Origin of the sequence: Microbacterium sp. JZ37 (assembly GCF_035188445.1) — a bacterium.
GTDB lineage: Bacteria > Actinomycetota > Actinomycetes > Actinomycetales > Microbacteriaceae > Microbacterium > Microbacterium barkeri.
Window position 1 is genome coordinate 1,119,794 of sequence record NZ_CP045253.1, and the last position, 17,594, is coordinate 1,137,387.

At 72.6% G+C, this 17,594-nt stretch carries 15 protein-coding genes; 5 read left to right on the forward strand and 10 right to left on the reverse strand.

Translation table 11 applies throughout. From position 1 onward, the window contains the following. Positions 1 to 39: 39 nt before the first annotated feature. From GC092_RS05010 to GC092_RS05020, 3 genes are read right to left on the reverse strand one after another with little or no spacing between them, the layout of a single operon-like run. Positions 40 to 1,218 carry a DUF4350 domain-containing protein gene (locus GC092_RS05010; RefSeq protein WP_324014282.1) on the reverse strand — a complete coding sequence of 393 codons (1,179 nt, stop codon included), beginning with the start codon at positions 1,216 to 1,218 and terminating at the stop codon, positions 40 to 42. Continuing rightward, entirely contained in the window at positions 1,215 to 1,892 is a 678-nt protein-coding gene (locus GC092_RS05015; RefSeq protein ID WP_324014283.1) for a DUF4129 domain-containing protein, read from the reverse strand. Before GC092_RS05015 ends, GC092_RS05010 begins: the two co-directional genes overlap by 4 nt. Then, positions 1,889 to 3,325, reverse strand: a complete 1,437-nt coding sequence (locus GC092_RS05020) for a DUF7847 domain-containing protein (protein ID WP_324014284.1) — start codon at positions 3,323 to 3,325, stop codon at positions 1,889 to 1,891. Before GC092_RS05020 ends, GC092_RS05015 begins: the two co-directional genes overlap by 4 nt. A gap of 179 nt (positions 3,326 to 3,504) precedes the next feature. Here GC092_RS05020 and mtrA point away from each other — a divergent pair, with 179 nt between their 5' ends. The 5 genes from mtrA (at position 3,505) to hpf (ending at position 9,097) form a co-directional block, all read left to right on the forward strand. Continuing rightward, entirely contained in the window at positions 3,505 to 4,185 is a 681-nt protein-coding gene (gene mtrA, locus GC092_RS05025; RefSeq protein WP_271172814.1) for an MtrAB system response regulator MtrA, read from the forward strand. Between the two features lie 5 nt (positions 4,186 to 4,190). Further along, positions 4,191 to 5,852 (forward strand): MtrAB system histidine kinase MtrB, encoded by a 1,662-nt coding sequence (mtrB, locus tag GC092_RS05030; protein ID WP_324014285.1) that lies wholly within the window; start codon positions 4,191 to 4,193, stop codon positions 5,850 to 5,852. Continuing rightward, positions 5,849 to 7,552 (forward strand): LpqB family beta-propeller domain-containing protein, encoded by a 1,704-nt coding sequence (locus GC092_RS05035; RefSeq protein WP_324014286.1) that lies wholly within the window; start codon positions 5,849 to 5,851, stop codon positions 7,550 to 7,552. Before mtrB ends, GC092_RS05035 begins: the two co-directional genes overlap by 4 nt. Positions 7,553 to 7,649: 97 nt before the next feature. Further along, positions 7,650 to 8,321 carry a ComF family protein gene (locus GC092_RS05040; protein ID WP_271172811.1) on the forward strand — a complete coding sequence of 224 codons (672 nt, stop codon included), beginning with the start codon at positions 7,650 to 7,652 and terminating at the stop codon, positions 8,319 to 8,321. Positions 8,322 to 8,431: 110 nt separating this feature from the next. Further along, complete coding sequence (gene hpf / locus GC092_RS05045) at positions 8,432 to 9,097, forward strand: ribosome hibernation-promoting factor, HPF/YfiA family (RefSeq protein ID WP_271172810.1); 666 nt, start codon at positions 8,432 to 8,434, stop codon at positions 9,095 to 9,097. Between the two features lie 64 nt (positions 9,098 to 9,161). Here the strand turns inward: hpf and GC092_RS05050 are convergent, their stop codons facing one another. From GC092_RS05050 to GC092_RS05080, 7 genes are read right to left on the reverse strand one after another with little or no spacing between them, the layout of a single operon-like run. Further along, positions 9,162 to 10,499 (reverse strand): hypothetical protein, encoded by a 1,338-nt coding sequence (locus tag GC092_RS05050; RefSeq protein WP_324014287.1) that lies wholly within the window; start codon positions 10,497 to 10,499, stop codon positions 9,162 to 9,164. Positions 10,500 to 10,509: 10 nt separating this feature from the next. Beyond that, the gene (locus GC092_RS05055) at positions 10,510 to 11,556 is read right to left on the reverse strand and encodes a LacI family DNA-binding transcriptional regulator (protein WP_282978656.1); all 1,047 of its coding nucleotides are present in this window, start codon (positions 11,554 to 11,556) and stop codon (positions 10,510 to 10,512) included. A 34-nt stretch (positions 11,557 to 11,590) separates the two neighbouring features. Then, entirely contained in the window at positions 11,591 to 12,496 is a 906-nt protein-coding gene (locus GC092_RS05060; protein WP_324014288.1) for an N-acetylglucosamine kinase, read from the reverse strand. A gap of 17 nt (positions 12,497 to 12,513) precedes the next feature. After that, complete coding sequence (locus GC092_RS05065; RefSeq protein WP_324014289.1) at positions 12,514 to 13,455, reverse strand: glycoside hydrolase family 113; 942 nt, start codon at positions 13,453 to 13,455, stop codon at positions 12,514 to 12,516. Next, a complete protein-coding gene (locus GC092_RS05070; RefSeq protein ID WP_324014290.1) occupies positions 13,452 to 15,920 on the reverse strand; it encodes a glycoside hydrolase family 2 protein in 2,469 nt (822 codons plus the stop codon). The genes GC092_RS05065 and GC092_RS05070 overlap by 4 nt, the downstream gene beginning before the upstream one ends. Next, positions 15,917 to 16,774, reverse strand: a complete 858-nt coding sequence (locus tag GC092_RS05075) for a carbohydrate ABC transporter permease (protein WP_282978652.1) — start codon at positions 16,772 to 16,774, stop codon at positions 15,917 to 15,919. The genes GC092_RS05070 and GC092_RS05075 overlap by 4 nt, the downstream gene beginning before the upstream one ends. Next, positions 16,771 to 17,589, reverse strand: coding sequence for a carbohydrate ABC transporter permease (locus GC092_RS05080; RefSeq protein WP_324014291.1), 819 nt, complete (start codon positions 17,587 to 17,589; stop codon positions 16,771 to 16,773). The genes GC092_RS05075 and GC092_RS05080 overlap by 4 nt, the downstream gene beginning before the upstream one ends. Between the last annotated feature and the right edge of the window lie 5 nt (positions 17,590 to 17,594).

Below are 17,594 nucleotides of genomic sequence, written 5' to 3' on the forward strand. Positions count from 1 at the left end.
CCTCGCGGAGCGCCGCGGGATCGCCGTTCGGGGTCTCGGTCACGATGGTGTCCTTTCGGTGCGGACGGCCGCGTCGACGGCCGTCTCGAGGTCGTGGAGGCGCTCGCCGAAGGCCACGAGCGATGCGTCGTCGTGGGGCTCGGCGAGCAGGATGCCGCGCACGGCGTCGGCGCGTGCGCGCAGGCGGATGGCCGCGGCGTCGGCGACCTCGGCGGGCGGCGCGGTGCGAGGCAGGCCGAGTCGCACGGCCATCCGGGCGGATGCTCCCGCGCGCAGCAGCCGGGCGGCGTGCGCGGCGTCGGACGCGCGCGCGTAGAGCCGCGCGCGCCCCTCGAGGGTCTCGTTCGCGCGCACCGTGACCGGCAGATCCTCCGCGACGAGCGGGCCGAAGCGCCGGCCCCGCCAGATGCCGGCCGCGAGAGCGGCGAGTGCGGCGGCGACGATCGCGGGGGTGACCCACGTCGGCGTGAGCTCGCCGAGCGTCGCGGGGGCCGTGCTCGCGGCGTCGGCGATGCGGGGCAGGTACCAGACGAGCTCGTCGCGCGCTGCGAGAAGCCCGAGTGCGAGCGCCGCGTTCCCCTCGCGGTCGAGGTGCTCGTTGACCAGCAGGGACGCGCCGTCGACCGCGGACACCGTCCGGCCGTCGCCCTCCTGCTGCAGGAGGGCGAACCCGCTGTCGGCGACCGGGTAGCAGGCGACGTCGGCGCCGCCGCGGTCGTACGCCTCTCCGGGCACGACATCGCCTGCGTTCACGGCGACGTCGAGCCCGCAGGACGGCGCGGCGGGCGTGCCGTCGCCGAAGGCCTGGAAGCCGGAGGAGGCGAACAGGATGCGGAGATCGCGCGAGGTCGGCGCGAGGAGCACGGTGTCGCCCGCCTGCGCCACGAGCCGCTCGACGTCGTCATCGGCGAGCGGGGCCGTCGAGCCGAGTGCGAGCCCTGTTCCGTCGTCGACCGCGTCGAGCGCCTCGTCGAGGCTCGACACGATGACGACGTCGACGCCCAGGCGCTCCTCGAGCAGCCGGGTGACGGCGAGTGCGCCGTCCGGGCCCGCGGACTCCGCGTCGAGCGCCGGCCGCTGCGACCATTCGCGACCCGCGACGAGCACGAGCACGAGGCCGAACACGACGAACCCGGCGACGAGGGCGATCCAGCCGAGGGCGCGCCGGCCGCGGCGCGCGGGTGCGGCTTCCGGCGCGCTGTCGCGGAGCTCGGTCATCCGAGGACCCCCTCGCGCAGGCGCGCGGGGCGCGCGGCCGAGATCGCGTCGTCGAGCTGCGCGACGGCGGCGTACATGTCCGAGGTGCCCTCGCGGCGCAGGTAGCGCACGTCGTCGAACGCTGCGGCGGCCCGCGACAGCGCGTCCGCGTGAGCGGGGAACGGCGCCGTCGCGAGCACGGCGAAGCGCTGGGCCGTCGTGCCGGGGGGAGCATCGAGGAGGTCGCGCTCCTCGAGCGACCGTGCGAGCGCGCGGAACCGGTCGACGACGGCGCCGGTCCAGTCGCCCGCTTCGGCTCGGCGAGCCGCCGAGGCGCGGAGCTCCGCCGCCGTGCGGTGCTCGTCCTCGCCGAAAAGCAGCGCCGAGCGCGACGGCGCGCGATGCGCGGAGCGGGGGCGACCCCAGATGAGGAAGGCGCACACGACGACGATCGCGATGACGCCGGTGACGACGATCGCGAGGAGCGGGTTCCATTCGGCGCCGAGCTCGGTGTCGAAGAGCCGCGCGAAGAAGTCGGCGATCGCCCCGGCGATGCGGTCGAGGAGAGTCGGCTGGGCGGCGTCGTAGACCGGGTCGCCGAGCTCGTCCTCGGCCCAGTCGCGGGCCTCGTCGCCGTCCGGCAGGGTCGCGAGGACGAGCCGGAGCGCGCCGGTCGCGAGCTGCGCGCCCGTCACGAGCCGTCCGCGGCGTCCGTCCGCCCCGCGTCGGGCGCCGAGCCGGTGTCGACGGGACGCGCGTACGGCGGGGCGGTGGGGCGCTCGGCCGATGCCGGGGCGCCGGACGCGTCGGGGGTGCGCTCCGACGGCGCCGGCTGTCCGGAGGTCGGTGCGTACTGCCCGTATTGCGGGGCCGACTGCCCGTACTGGGGTGCCGGCTGACCGTACTGGGGTGCCGGCTGTCCGTATTGGGGTGCGTACTGCCCGTACTGGGGTGCCGGCTGACCGTACTGGGGTGCGTACTGCCCGTACTGCGGTGCCGGCTGCCCGTACGGCGGCTGCGCGCCGTAGGGCGCGGCGGGAGAGCCGTATGCCGGGCCCGCGTATGCGGGCCAGGGCGCCCGCACCGGCGCGACCGCGTCGGGGTCGAAGGCGTAGGGGTCGTCGAGGTCGGTGCGGCCGCTGTCTCGGCGCTCGACGTAGGACTGCATCCGCAGGTCGATGCCCTCGCGGCGCATGCGCGCGTCGATGTAGACGAGCGCCGACGACGTCGCCTGCACGACCACCGTCACCGACGAGATGACGAGCGTCACGATCTGGCTCGCGGCGATCGCGAGCACGAAGCCGATCCCGGCGGCCGCGTCGGGAGACCCCGTCGGGGCGAAGATGCTCGACATCGCGGAGCCGAGGAAGGTGAACGGCATGCCCACGACGTACGAGGCGGTGTTCATGATCAGGCCGATGAGCACGATGATGCCGAACGTGGGCCAGAACCGGCCGCGCGTGAGCTGCCACGAGCGGCGGATGCCGCCGATCACCGTGGCGTGCTCGAGGATGATCGCGCTCGGCACGACGAAGAGCTTCGTGCCGAGCCACGCGTACAGCACGATGGCCGCCAGCGCGGCGAGCACCCCGTAGACCACGGCCATCCAGATCTCGACCGAGCCGAGCGCGAACCCGACCGCGATGAGGACGCCGACGGCGACGGAGACGGCGATCGTGACGAGGGCGTAGTACCCGATGAGACGCCACACGACCGGGCGCACCCGGCGCCAGATCGCGCCGAGCGTCGCGCGCTCGCCGAGCGCTGCGTGGGCGACCTCGCCCACGACGACCGCCTGGACGATGATGCCGAGGACGCTCATCACGAGCGCGACGCCGATCGTCGTGAGAACGGCGATGAGCGTCGAGCCGGCCGCGATGAGCCCGAAGTCGTCGGAGAACTCGTTCACGGTGTCGAGGCGCGACATCGCCGCGTACGTGACCCAGCCGATCACGACGACCCCGACGATCGACGCGGCCAGCTGCACGACCATCGCGAAGCCCAGGAGCACGCGGGGGTTGCCGCGCAGGGCGGAGAAGGACCTGCCGAGGATCGTGCCGAACCCGAGCGGCTGGAGCGGGATGAGCCCGCCCCGCGGCGCCGGCGTCCACGACGGTTCTGCGGTCACGTCGATCCTCCCTCGACCTGCCTGCGAGCGGACGGCTGCCGCCCCCGCTCTCATCGTGTCACACGCGCAGGGCCCCGTGTCGCCGCCGCTCGGCGCGACCGTTCGTCTAGGCTGTCGAGGACGCCTCGCCCGCGCGAACGACGCGCGTCGGCGCGCAACCGGAGCAAAGGACCAGCCTCATGAGCGCCCGCATCCTCGTCGTCGACGACGACACGGCCCTCGCCGAGATGATCGGCATCGTCCTGCGCACGGAGGGCTTCGACACGGCCTTCTGCGCGGACGGAGCGCTCGCCGTCGACAGCTGGCGGCAGGAGCGCCCCGACCTCGTGCTGCTCGATCTCATGCTCCCCGGCAAGGACGGCATCGAGATCTGCTCCGAGATCCGGGGAGAGTCGGGCGTCCCGATCATCATGCTGACCGCCCGCTCCGACACCGCCGATGTCGTCGCGGGCCTGGAGGCGGGCGCCGACGACTACATCGTCAAGCCCTTCAACCCGAAGGAGCTCGTGGCGCGCATCCGCACGCGCCTGCGACCGGCCCCCGAGTCGTCGGGCGACGTCCTGCGCGCGGGCGACCTCACGATCGACGTCGCGGCGCACGAGGTGCGGCGCGGTCAGACCCCGATCTCGCTCACGCCCCTCGAGTTCGAGCTGCTCGTCGCGCTCGCCTCGAAGCCGCAGCAGGTCTTCTCGCGCGAGGCCCTCCTCGAGCAGGTCTGGGGATACCACTACAAGGCCGACACGCGCCTGGTGAACGTCCACGTGCAGCGCCTGCGCGCGAAGATCGAGATCGATCCGGACAACCCGAAGATCGTCATGACGGTGCGCGGCGTCGGCTATCGCGCCGGCGCGGCGATCTAGCGCGCATGTCGCAGGGGCCCGCGCGCATCACGCTCCGGCGCCCGTCGACCTGGGTGCCGGCCATCCGGGCGCAGTGGACGAGCTCGCTCCGCTTCCGCACGACCTTCATGACGGTGGCGGCGACGGCGCTCGCGATCGCCGTGACGTGCGTGTGGACGGCCCTGGCCATCCACAACAACCTCTTCTCCACGAGCAGGGACGAGGTGCTCGATCAGGCGCAGCGCGCCGTGCTCGCCGCGCAGGACGTCATCGACACGGCCGAGGTCGCCGCGGACGGCGCGGCCCTCCAGCAGGTGCTCTTCGACGCCCGCACCGCGTTCACGAGCCAGGGCGGCACGCCGTACTTCGCCTACTTCCGCATCGACGACGCGCCGTCGGCGATCGCGCCGCCCGACTTCGCCTTCCTCCTCGCCGACGGCGAGGAGGCCATCCTCAGCGAGGGGCTCCGCGAGCGCGTGCGCGCCTCGGACGAGAACCAGTGGTGGCAGTCCGTCGCCCTGCAGCTCGACGACGACGAGGAGCCGGTGCCCGGCATCGTCGTCGGCCAGCAGCTCCAGGTGCAGAACGCGGGCGCGTACGAGGTGTACCTCGCGTACAGCCTGCAGGAGGCGGACCGCACCCTCCGCTTCGTGCAGGGCACCCTGTGGGTCACGGGCATGGTGCTCGTCGTGCTCGTCGCGGCGATCTCGTGGTTCGTGCTGCGCACAGTCGCTCAGCCGCTCATCGAGGCGAGTCAGACGAGCGCGCGCTTCGCCGCCGGCTACTTCGACGTGCGGCTCCCCGTCCGCGGCAAGGACGAGCTCGCGGCTCTCGGCCGCTCGTTCAACGCCATGGCCGACAGCATCGAGGCGCAGATCACCGAGCTCGCCGAGCTCTCGCAGGTGCAGCAGCGGTTCGTGTCGGATGTCTCGCACGAGCTGCGCACGCCGCTCACGACCATCCGGCTCGCGTCCGAGATGATCAACGACCGTCGCGCCGAGTTCGACGAGGCGACGGCGCGCGCGGCCGAGCTGCTGCACGATCAGGTGGCGCGCTTCGAGCAGCTGCTCACGGATCTGCTCGAGATCAGCCGCTACGACGCCGGCTCGGTGCAGCTCGAACTGGAGTCGACGAACCTCGCGCAGCTCGCCGAGGACGTGGCCGCCTCCATGCGGCAGGTGGCGGCGCAGCACGGCAGCGAGCTGCGCATCGTGGCGCCCGGGGGGTACTCGCCGGTCGACGTCGACCCGCGGCGCGTCCGCCGCGTGCTCCGCAACCTCATCGGCAACGCCATCGAGCACGGCGAGGGACGGCCGATCGTCATCACGATCGACAGCGACGCCAGGGCGGTCGCGATCGGCGTGCGCGACTACGGCCTCGGCATGTCGCCCGAGCAGGCTGCGCGCGTCTTCGACCGGTTCTGGCGCGCGGATCCGTCGCGCAAGCGCACGCTCGGGGGCACGGGCCTCGGCCTCGCGATCGCGCTCGGCGACGCGAAGCTCCACGGCGGCGCCCTCGAGCTGTGGTCGGAGCCGGGGCGCGGGTCGCATTTCGTGCTCACCGTCCCGCGTGTGCCGGGGCAGCCGGTCGAGCGCTCGCCGATCCCCGTCGAGCCCACCGAGAGCGTGACCGACGAGCTCGGGCTGACCCAGCCCATCCGCACCGAGGACGAGGAGGACCCCGCATGACCCGCCTCCGCCGCGTGCTCGCCGCGCTCGTCCTCGTTCCCGCTCTCGCGCTCGCCGCGTGCTCGGGCCTGCCGATGAGCGGCCCGGTCTCGGTCGGCAACGCCCCCGGCGACGTCGTCGAGGACGTCACGGGCGGCAGCTACGACGCCGAGTCGCCGCGCCCCGGCGATTCGCCGCAGGAGATCGTCGACGGCTTCCTGCGCGCGTCGATCTCGCCCGAGCAGAGCTGGGCGACCGCGCGCGAGTACCTCTCCGACGATCTCGCCGACACCTGGAACCCCGTTGCGAGCGTCACGATCGACACGACCGACGACCGCGAGGTGAGCGAGGTCTCGGCATCGGAGGACGCCGCGAGCGTCTCGGCCGAGGTGCACGGGGAGGCCGTGGTCGACTCCGACGGGCGATACCGCCTCATCGCCGACGGCACGACCTCGCTGTCGTTCGAGCTCGCGCGCGACGCCGAGGGGGAGTGGCGGATCGTGTCGGCTCCCGACGGCATCGTGCTCGACCGCCTCTTCTTCCGCGAGCTGTACGCGGCGCACGACCTCGCCTACTTCGATGCGACGTGGCGGCACATCGTGCCCGACCGGCGGTGGTTCCTCACGCTCCAGCACGCGCCCACGCGCATCGTGCAGAAGCTCGTGGAGGGCGCGCCGAGCGACTGGCTGGCCCCCGGGGTCGAGACCGCCTTCGCCGACGACGTCCAGCTCGCGAGCGGGACGATCGAGGTCGACGCCGATCGCGTCGCCCACGTCGAGCTCACCGACGCCGCGGGAGCGGACGACGAGACGCTCAGCCGCATGCGCGCGCAGCTCGAGCAGAGCCTGGCGTCGACCGACGTGCGCGAGGTCGCGCTCACCGTCGAGGGCCAGGAGGTCGACGTGCCGGCGGCGCCGGTCGCGTCGACGCGGATCGACTCGCGCGCGCTCGTGCTCACGGACGACGGGTTCGGCTACCTGTCCGGCGGCGAGGTCGTCGCCGTCGACGGGATGTCGGAGGTCCTCTCGGACTTCCCCGAGGACATCGCGTCCGTGGCGATGTCGGCCGACCAGCAGATCGCGGCCGTGGGCCTCGCGGACGGGCGCGTCATGCGCGTCACGGCTGACGACCATCCGTCGGAGATCGACGCGGGCGGCAAGGCGATCGCGCCCGCGCTCGACCCGCACGGATGGATCTGGACGGTGCGGCCGGGTGATCCGCGCTCGCTCACGGCCTGGAGCGCCGACCTCGAGCCGACCCCGATGACCGGCGGATGGACCGACGTCTCCCGCGTGACGGCGATCGACGTCTCGCGCGACGGCGCGCGGATTGCGGCGATCGTCGCGATCGGCGACGAGCAGTGGGTGATCGTGTCGGCGATCGAGCGCGACTTCGACGGCGCGCCGCTCTCGGTGGGCGCGCCGACGCGGATCGCGCAGCTGCGCATGCCGGGTATCGACCTCGCCTGGATCGACGACAACACGGTCGGCATCGCGGCCGGCGGCACCGACAGCGCGCAGCTCATCCAGCAGCCGATCGGGGCGCCCGGGACGACCGCGACCGCGCCGCTCAACGTCGTCGCAGTGGGAACGGGGGATCAGGAATGGCCCGTGCGCCTCCTGACCTCGGAGGGGAGCCTGCTCGTCATGCGCGGCCGCAATCCCACCGAGTCGGCCAAGGGCGTCGAGGTGCTCGCGACGCAGCTCGGCCTGCCCGGCTGAGCCGACGCCGCGTGCACAGGCGCGCGGCGCCGGCGTGCCGCGCCGTGTGCCGACGGCGGCGTCCCTGCGGAGGGCGCGGCATGCGCAGGGTGTCCTCATGACGACGATGACCGATGGCCTGCGCGTCGCCCTGCGCGAGGCCGGCGCCCTGCTCCTGCCCGTCGACTGCGCGGGATGCGGGGCACCCGGCGCCGCCGTGTGCGACCGCTGCCGCGCGGCGCTCGGGCCGTGTGTCGTGCGCCGCACCCTCGACGACGACTTCGAGGTGATCAGCGGGCTGGCCTATCAGGGTGCCGCGGCGTCGTCCCTGCGCGCGTTCAAGCAGCGCGGGCGCACCGACCTCGCCCGCGTCCTCGCGCCGGCGCTGCGGGCGGCGCTCGTGAGCTGCGCCGTCGCGAGCGGGCGCCTCGTCGACGCCGTGCCCATCCCGCCGTCGGCCGCCTCGTCGCGACGGCGCGGCTACCGCCCGGTCGAGCTGCTGCTGCACCACGCGGGGGTCGCCCCGCTGCGCGCGCTGCGCTGGGCGCGCCGCATCGACGACCAGCGTGCGCTCGACGTGGCCGAGCGCGGGCGCAACGTCGCGGCAGCGCTCGCCGTGCGCCGCCGTGTCGAGGGGCGCGCGGTCGTCATCGTCGACGACGTCGTGACCACCGGGGCGACGCTCCGCGAGGCCCGTCGCGCGCTCGCCGAGGCCGGTGCTCTCGTGCTCGGCGCGGCGACGCTCGCGGCGACGCCGCGCGTTCTCCCGCCGCGAACACGACACGCGTGATCGTTTCGAGATAGTTCGTGACACCCGTCCGCGCCGGGGATACGGTGGGGGACACCAAGGCGACCGCAGGTCCGCCGCTCACACCGGTCGGACCGGATAGGGAGGCAGAGATGGACACGAACATCGTCGGCGTGGGGGTCAGCGTCTCAGAGCGATTCCGCACCGTGGTCGAGGAGAAGAGCGAGCGGATAGCGTCGCTCGCCCCGCGTGCCCAGCGTCTCGAAGTGAAGGTCACGCACCACGCGCATCGCGGGGGCCGTCTCGAGGAGGAGTCGGTCGAGCTCACGATCTTCTGGAACGGCCCGGTCATCCGGGCGGAGGCGCACGACGCCGACAAGTTCACGGCGCTCGACATGGCGATCGAGAAGCTCAGCGAGCAGATCCGCCGTGCGAAGGACAAGAAGGTCAGCGGGCGTCTGCACCCGCGCGCCGCGCGCTTCGCGAAGGAGAAGGGGGCGCTCGAGGGGCTCGACGTGCAGCCGGCGACCGTCGAGACGCTCCAGGCCGTCGCGACCGGCACCGTTCCGGTCGTCGAGCAGACCGAGGAGGACGAGGCCTACACGCCCGTCGTGATCCGGAGCAAGACCTTCGAGCCCGAGTGGATGACCGTCGAGGAGGCCGTCGACCGCATGGAGCTCGTCGGCCACGACTTCTTCCTCTTCATCAACGCGCGCACCGACCACCCGAGCGTCGTCTACCGGCGCCGCGGCTGGGACTACGGTGTCATCGCGCTCACGACGCAGGCCCCTCCCGTGGAGGACGTGCTCGCGTCGTGACGACCTCGTGACAGGCGGATGGCCCGGATCCCAGGATCCGGGCCATCCGCCTGTCTGCGCGGGATCAGTCGAAGACGTCGCCGATGAGGCCGCCGAGCAGCACGCCGCCGAGCACCGGCCCGAGGAGGCCGCCTCCTCCGCCGCCGAAGCCCCCGCCGCGCGGCCCGCGTCGGCCGCCGCCCCACGAGCCCCAGTCGTCGTCATCGGGGCGCGACGAGTCGATGTCGCGCTGCGCGAGCTGGAGCGCCTCGTGCGCCAGCTGCGCCGCCCGGCGGGCGAGCTGCTGCGCCTGCTCGCGCGTGTCCTCGTCGGCGACGAGGGGATCGATGTCGATCCGCACGCGCTGCGCCTCGGCGTAGCGCGTGCGGGCGTCTGCGCCGATCCAGCCGCGGTGGCCGTTGATGAGGCTTCCCGCGACGGCGATGGCGCGGTCGGCGGCGTCGATGTCGTGGCGCACGTGCGCGATGGACGGCACGGGGCGCGCCGCGCGCTCGCGCGCCTTCGCGACGGCGGCGTCGAGCGCGGCGTTCGCGTCGGACAGCGAGGCGAGGTCGGAGAACGGGTCGGAGGGCGTGCCGGGGCCCGGCAGGGCGGCGAGCGCCGCCTCGAGGTCGGCGACGGCCCTGGTCACCTCGGGCGTCTGCGGAGCCTGCCGCGCCGCGACGATGTCGCCGCGGGAGTCGGCGACGACGTCGGCCAGGGTCGACTGCGCGCGCATCGCCTCGATCTCGAAGTCGTCGACACCGTCGAGGATGCTCGTGGCACGGCGGACGGCCTCGGTGGCGGTCTCGAGGGCGAGGTTCGCCTCCTCACCGCGCCGCGCCTCGCGGCGGCGCTCCGACACGTCGGCCGAGTGCAGGGCGAAGTCCAGCAGCTGCTCCGCCTCGTCGGCGTTCACCCGCACGCGCTGCAGGGCCTCGGGGCTGTAGTGACGCGCGAGGCGCTCGACGGTCGTGCGCGCCTGCGGGAGCCGCTCGCGGAGGCGCTCGACGTCGGCGCGGACCTGCTGCAGGATCTGCGGGGCCTGCCGGACGAGCGCGATGCGCGCCTGCAGCGCCGCCGTGCGCTCGTCGAGGACGTCCTCGGCCCAGTCGCAGAGCTGGATGATGCGCGCGTTGCGCGTGCGCAGCTCCTCCGGGGTGTCGGGGATCTCGTCGTGGTTGAGCTGGTGCAGGTGGAAGGCCTCGGCCATGTGCTCCTTGACTGCGGCCAGGCCGGTGCGCAGATCCTCGGTCGGGCCTTCACCGAGCTCGGCGACGGCGAAGACCAGCTCGTCTCCGGTCGCCCGGATCCGCTCGTCCGCTGTCACCAGCGCGGTGCGGGCGCGCCGTGCGAGGTCGGCGTCGGCCGACTCCTGCTGCTCGCGCTCTTCCCGTCGGCGTCGACCCCACAAACCTGCCATGCTCTCGATCCTACGGCGCTTCCCGCGGCGCACGGGCGGTCGATCCGCGCGGGCGCAGGAGCGCGGTGGAGTCGAGGTGCGCGGCCGGGGCGGCGCCGTCGATGAGGTCGAACAGGCGCCGGGCGACGTGCGCGCCGAAGGCGACGACGTCGTGGCTGAGCGCCGTGAGCTGCGGGAACGTGTGCTCGCACAGGACCGAGTCATCCCACGCGATGATCGACAGCTCGTCGGGCACCCGCACGCCGAGCTCCATCGCGACCGTGAGCCCGGCCACCGCCATGACGTCGTTGTCGAAGATGAGGGCGGTGGGGCGCTGCGGCGAGGTGAGCAGCGCGCGCGTCGCCCGTGCGCCGTCCTCGGGGGAGTAGTCGGTGTGGACGAGCGTCGGCTCGAGCCCCGCGCGCGTCATCTCGGCGACGAACGCGTCATCGCGGATGCTCGTGTGGGCGAGCGCGGCGAGGCCCGACACGCGGGCGATCCGCGTGTGACCGTGCTCGCGCAGGTGGCCGACCGCCGACCGCATCGAGGTCGCGTCGTCGGTCCACACGGTCGTGAGCCCGCCCGAGACGGCCGGGTCTCCGACGACGACGGTGGGCAGCGCATTGCGCGCCTTCGAGAGCCCGATGCGGGGGTCGTCGAGCTCGAGGTCGGTGAGGATGATGCCGTCGACGCGGCCGCTGCTGTGCCACTTCGAGAGGGTCGCGTACGCGGCCTCGGGTGTGGGGACGACCTGCAGCAGGAGGCTGTACGAGCGCTCCGCGAGCTCGCTCTCGAGGCCCGCGAAGAACTTCATGTAGAACGCCTCGACGCCGAGGTTGCGGGGATCGCGTGCGAGCACGAGCCCGAACGTCTCGGTGCGCGCCTCCGCGAGCGAGCGGGCGCTGCTGGCCGGGGCCCATCCCATCTCGTCGGCGACCCGCAGCACGCGCGCACGGGTCTCCTCAGAGACGCCCTTGCGGCCGTTGAGCGCGAACGACACGGCCCCGATCGACACCCCCGCGCGCGCCGCGATGTCGCTGATCGTCACCCGCCCCGTGCGCCGTCGTGTCCCCGCCACACGAGAACCCTATGCCACGCCTGCGCGGACCGGCTCAGCGTCGCACGACCGCGACCGAGGCGGCGAGCGGATGGCCGGGGCCCACGCCCGAGAGCAGGGTCGCGCCGTCGAGGCCCGAGCCCCGCGCGGTCACGATGCGCGCATGGGGAGCGCGCCCGGCGAGCGCGGCCGAGAAGGCATCGGCGATCGGAGCCGAGCCGAAGACGCCGCCGATCGGGGCCACGGGCGCGTCCGCGCCCTCGAGCCCCGCTCGGCGGAGACCGGCGACGACACTCAGCGCGAGCTGCTCGCCGGCGCGCCGCGAGATGTCGAGCGCGACCGGATCGCCGTCGGCCGCACGGCGCGCGACCACGCGCGCGAACGATGCGACCCTGCTCACGCGCGACGGGTCGGACTGGAGCAGGATGTAGGCGGTCTCGAGGTCGCGCCACACGGTGCGCACGTCGTCGCTCAGCAGGGTCGCCGGTCCGCGGCCGTCGTGCGCGCGCATGACCGCGTCGAGCGCCTCCCTGCCGATCCAGTAGCCGCTGCCCGCGTCGCCCATGATGTGCCCCCAGCCGTCGACGCGGCACGAGCTCTCGGGGCCCACAGCGAGCGTGACGACGCCCGTCCCCGCGGCGACGACCGCTCCGTGCACATCGCCGAGGGCCCCGAGGTACGACGTGATGGAGTCGTGGGCGAGCCGCACCTCGCGCACGCCGGCATCGGCGAGGAGCGCGTGCAGAGCGGCCGCATCGGCGCCGCCGTCGACGAGGCCCGAGGCCCCGACGACGACGGCATCGACCTCGGTCGCGCCCTCGTCGATCGCTCGCCGCGCGGCCGCGGCGAGCTGCACGGGCAAGGGCTCGTGGGTGCGGAGCCCGGGGGACTCGCGCGCGACGCCTCCGGCCACGCGGGCGCGGACGCCGGTCTGGCCGGCGTCGATCGACAGGACGGTCATCTCTCTCCTCCCGGCGGTCACCCGCGCTCCGCATACGCGTCGCGCAGCCATCCGCCCGCGGGCTTGGCGTAGGGGCAGTAGTCGTCGTTGCGCGCCGCCTCGTCGGGGGCGTACAGCTGGGCGGGCCAGTCCCACAGCATGAATCCGCGCACCCAGTCGCGCGCATCGCACGCGGCGAACATCGTCCGGTAGTAGCGCAGCTGCTCCTCACCCGAAGGCGCGCCCGCGAGGCTCCAGTCGTTCGGGAGGGCGGCTGACCCCTCGCGCGACGGGCATCCGGCCTCCAGGAACAGGAACGGCTTGCCGTGGGCGGCGACGACGGGCTCGATCCGGTCGAGCTGCGCTTCCCACGCGTCCTCGGGGTAGTAGCCGCTGGAGCTGATGACGTCGACCGCGTCCCACCAGGTGATGCGGTCCTCCTGGTACTTGTCGCAGTTGTAGGTGACGAGACCGCGGTACTCCGCGCGGACATCCGCGATGAGCGCCCGCCACTCGGCCTCGCGCGCGTCGGCGCGCACCATCTCGCAGCCGATGCAGAGCATCTCGCAGCCCTCGCGCTCCGCGATGCGCGCGGCGTGCAGGATGAACGCGCGATACGACGCGAACCACTGCGTCCAGCTCGGCTCGCCCGGCACGTCCCAGTCGAAGAAGCCGATGTGCGCGCGCCAGGTCCCGTCGGCGACGTTCACGACGGGCTTGAGGCAGACTCTGAGCCCGAGCGCCTTCGCCTCGCGGATGGCCCAGATGATCTCGTCGTCGGTCACGGTGGGCTCGTCCTGGAAGCGGATGTCGGTGCTGATCGCCGTGTCCTGCAGGGCGCCGTACGCGAGCGCCGTCCAGGTCACGGAGTGGTCGGCCATCCGCCGCATCGAGTCGGCCGCGGCGGGAGTCGCCCACGTGCCGCGCACGCCGGTCCACCCCCACGTCATGCCGCAGACGTATCCGTCGTCGAGGGTCATCGCGCGACCAGCTCGTTGGCCGTGCGGATGACCCGCTCGGAGAGGAGGGCGGGCAGATCGATCGGCTCCGGATGCCGCACGCGGAAGACGGCCGTCTCGCCGGGCAGCAGGGTGAACAGCCCGTCCTCCGTGACGGCGTCGGGATGCGCCTTGTCGACGAGCAGGGACAGGTCGCGCACGAGGTTCCGCGCGGTGATCTCCACCTCGGTGCCGCCGTCGACAGGGCGCACCCCGAAGTCGAGGACGGCCGGAGCGAGGCGCGAGTCGCGCGGCTCGGCGAAGAACCACAGGCCCCGTACGTCGCCCGCCGACGCGACGACGAGCTCGGCCGCCGCGTCATCCGGTGTCGCGAGCTGGGGGCGAAGGGGGAGCGTCGTCGTTCCGCGCGGCGGGACCGAGAAGGGCTGCGCGTCCTCCGCGATGGCCGTCCCGTCGAAGCCGCGCCGGGCCGTCGCGAGCGTGCCCTCCCACGTCTCTCCCGTGTCGTTCGAGAGGACGACCGCGAGCCCGTCGCCGCGCGGCTGGATGGTGGCGATCCGCGGCGCGAAGGCCTGCTTGAGGGCGTGCCACAGCGGCTTCAGCCGCTCGGCGCCGTCGATCGCCGCCCAGCTCGTGACCGGCCAGCAGTCGTTGAGCTGCCAGACGATCGCGCCCATCGTGACCGGGGCCCAGGACCGGAAGTGCTCGAGAGCCGTCCGGACGGCCAGCGCCTGGTTGAGCTGCATCGCCCAGTGCCAGCCCTCCATGTCGCGCGGCATGCGGAAGTGGGGGAGGAGCCCGTTCGTGAGCTTCGTGTTCCCCTCCATCGCCTTCTGGTGGACGATCATCCCCGGCGACTCCGGAGTGAGCGGATCGTCGGACACGGCGTCGCGCAGCGTGGTCCACGTCGCCGGGCCCTGCCATCCGAACTCGGCGACGAAGCGCGGCCGGTGGTCGCGGTAGGTGAGCCAGTCCTGGCGGTTCCACTGCTCCCAGAGGTGCACGGATCCGTGGGCGTCGTCGCTCGGACCCTCGCCGTTCGGGCTGAACGGGCTGCCGGGAGCGTAGGGGATGTGCGGCGCGAGCTCGGCGACGAGCGACGGGAAGAGCTCGAAGTAGTAGTGCGCACCCCACGTCGCACCGTCGAGGGCCGTCTGCCATCCCCACTCCGCGAAGCCCATGAGGTTCTCATTGCTGCCGCACAGGAGCACGAGCGAGGGGTGAGCGGACAGCCGCACGATCTGATCGCGCGCCTCGGCCTCGATCTCGCCGCGCAGCGGCTCCTCCTCGGGGTAGGCCGCGCACGCGAGCAGGAAGTCCTGCCAGGTGAGGAGCCCCAGCTCGTCGCACAGGCGGAAGAGGTCGTCCGACTCGTAGATGCCGCCGCCCCAGATGCGGATGAGGTTGATGCCGGCGGCCTGCGCCTGACGGAGCCGACGCTCGTAGCGGGCGGCGTCGACGCGCGTGACGAGCGCGTCGTCGGGGATCCAGTTCACGCCCTTGACGAACACCGGCACGTCGTTGACGTGCAGCGCGAACGGCGTGCCGTCGGCATCGGGGGTCGTGTCCCAGCGCGCCGAGCGGAAGCCGACCCGACGGGTCGCCTCGTCGAGCGGCGCGTCATCGGCCGACAGCGCGAGCCGCACGTCGTACAGCGGCTGCTCCCCGTAGCCGGCAGGCCACCAGAGCGCGGCGCCCGGGACCGCGACCTCGATGTGCGCGGCGTCCATTCCCATGGCGAGCTCCGCCTCGGCCGTGCGGCCGTCGATCTCGACCGCGAGATGCAGTGCGCGATCGGCGTCCGCGCGCTCGACGCGCACATCCGCGCGCAGCGCGCCGCCATCCGGGGTCGGCGCGGCGTCCACGCGCACCTCGGCGATGCGCGCGATGGACCAGGACTCGAGCCGCACGGGCCGCCAGATGCCGCTCGTCGCGGTCGCGATGCCCCAGTCCCAGCCGAAGCTCGCGGCGGATTTCCGGATGGCCTCGTACGGCAGCGGGTACGGGCGCGGTCGGGCGCCGTACTCCATGCTGCGGGCGCCCGCGTACTTCACGGGCGAGGAGAACGCCACGACGAGCACGTTGTGGCCCTCGACAAGCGCGTCCCGCGCGTCGACGCGGTAGGTGCGGTGCTGGTTCGCGGACTCGAGCACGACGCGCCCGTTCAGGGTCACCGTCGCGACCGTGTCGAGACCGTCGAACACGAGATCGTGCCGCTCATGGCCATCCGCCGACCACGTGAACGTCGTCTCGTACGTCCAGTCGGTCAGCCCGATCCACCGCTGGGCGGCCTCGTTGTCGTCGAGATACGGGTCGTCGATGAGGCCGGCCGCGAGCAGGTCGGTGTGGATGCACCCGGGCACCGTCGCGGGGATGGTCGCGCCCGCGACCGACTCCGGGACCGGACCGGCCACGGCGCGCGCGCTCCAGCCTTCGTGCAGGTCGCGGCGGATGACGGCGGGGGCGAGGGCGAGGATGTCGGTCACTTGACGGCTCCTGAGGTGAGGCCCCGGTAGATCCACTTCTGCAGGAACAGGAAGGCGACCAGGGTCGGGATGATGACGAGGATCGAGCCGGCGGCGATGAGCTCCCACTGCGCGCCGAACGGCCCCTTGAACCGGAACAGCGACGTCGAGATGAGCCCCTCGGACGGCAGGTAGAGGAACGGCATGTAGAACTCGTTGTAGACCGCGATGCCCTTGATGATGACGACGGTCGCGATCGCGGGGCGCAGCAGCGGCAGGATGACGCGCCAGTAGATCGTCCACCGGCTCGCGCCGTCGATCATGGCCGCCTCGTCGAGGGAGACGGGGATCGACGACATGAACTGGATGAACAGGTAGATGGCGATGATGTCGGTGCCCATGAAGAGCAGGATCAGCGCGATCTTGGTGTCGTAGAGGCCCATGCCGTTGATGAGCTGGAAGGTCGCCACCTGCGTCGTCACGCCGGGGATGAGCGTCGCGACGAGGAAGAGCCCGAAGATGAGCTTCTTCCCGCGGAAGGCGAAGCGATCGAGCGCGTACGCGCACATCGTGCCGAGGATGATGGTGCCCACGAGCGAGACGCCGAGGACGATGAGGGTGTTGACGAATCCCTCGAGCATCCGGCCGCTCTCGAACGCCGTCGCGAAGTTCTCGAGATTGAGCCAGTTGGCCGGAGGGTCGAACGGACCGGTCTGCAGGTACTCCTGCTCGGTCTTGAGCGCGGCGATGAGCACGACCGACAGCGGGAGCAGCGTGAGGACCGCGCCGATGATCAGGCTGACGTACTTGGCCGTCGTGGCGCTCATGCTGCGCAGTCGCATGAGCGGGGTGCGCGCGGATGCGATCGCGGTCATGTCAGGTCCACCTTCTCGTCGGGGAACACCAGTCGCTGGATCCACGTCACCAGCAGGACGATCGCGAGCAGCACGACCGCCATGGCGGACGCGAGCCCGACGTTGCGGAAGCTGAACGCGGTCGAGAGGGTCTCGATCACGAACGTGCTCGATCCGTTGGCGCCGCCGGTCATGACGAACGGCACCTCGAAGACGCTCAGGCTGCCGGAGATGGCGAGGATGAACGAGAGGCCGATGATGCGGCGGATGCCGGGGAAGATGATCGCCCAGAACTGCTGCCAGCGGCTCGCGCCGTCGAGCTCGGCGGCCTCGTACAGGTCGCCCGGGATCGACTGGATCGCGCCGAGGAACAGGACGAAGTTGAGACCGGTGTACCGCCACACCGACGTCGCGGCGAGCGAGTAGTTCACGACCTCCGGGTCGCCGAGCCACTGCGGAGGCTCTGCCACGCCGAACCAGGAGAGCACCGTGTCGAGCGTGCCGCCCGGCTGGAAGAGGTACAGGAAGACGAAGCCGATCGCGACGCCGTTGATGAGGTACGGGAAGAACAGGACGCCGCGGAAGAAGTTCGAGAACCTCGTCGAGAAGCTCAGGAGGGTGGCGAAGTAGAGCGCGATCGCCATCTGCGCGAAGGACGCGGCGAAGTAGTAGAGGCTCACGCCGAACACGCTGAAGATGCGCGGGTTCGTGAAGACCTCGATGTAGTTCTCGAGCCCGACGAAGTTCTTCTCGAGGTCGAGGCCGTCCCAGTCCGTGACGCTGTAGTACAGCAGGTTGAGGGCGGGCCAGTAGCTGAAGAGGAGCAGCAGGCCCACCGCTC

Bases quoted from the DNA above. Each gene is read 5' to 3' on its own strand.
- mtrA (WP_271172814.1), top strand. From the start codon at position 3,505: ATGAGCGCCCGCATCCTCGTCGTCGACGACGACACGGCCCTCGCCGAG.
- GC092_RS05040 (WP_271172811.1), top strand. From the start codon at position 7,650: ATGACGACGATGACCGATGGCCTGCGCGTCGCCCTGCGCGAGGCCGGC.
- GC092_RS05060 (WP_324014288.1), bottom strand. From the start codon at position 12,496: ATGACCGTCCTGTCGATCGACGCCGGCCAGACCGGCGTCCGCGCCCGC.
- mtrB (WP_324014285.1), top strand. From the start codon at position 4,191: ATGTCGCAGGGGCCCGCGCGCATCACGCTCCGGCGCCCGTCGACCTGG.
- hpf (WP_271172810.1), top strand. From the start codon at position 8,432: ATGGACACGAACATCGTCGGCGTGGGGGTCAGCGTCTCAGAGCGATTC.
- GC092_RS05065 (WP_324014289.1), bottom strand. From the start codon at position 13,455: ATGACCCTCGACGACGGATACGTCTGCGGCATGACGTGGGGGTGGACC.
- GC092_RS05050 (WP_324014287.1), bottom strand. From the start codon at position 10,499: ATGGCAGGTTTGTGGGGTCGACGCCGACGGGAAGAGCGCGAGCAGCAG.
- GC092_RS05010 (WP_324014282.1), bottom strand. From the start codon at position 1,218: ATGACCGAGCTCCGCGACAGCGCGCCGGAAGCCGCACCCGCGCGCCGC.
- GC092_RS05035 (WP_324014286.1), top strand. From the start codon at position 5,849: ATGACCCGCCTCCGCCGCGTGCTCGCCGCGCTCGTCCTCGTTCCCGCT.
- GC092_RS05075 (WP_282978652.1), bottom strand. From the start codon at position 16,774: ATGACCGCGATCGCATCCGCGCGCACCCCGCTCATGCGACTGCGCAGC.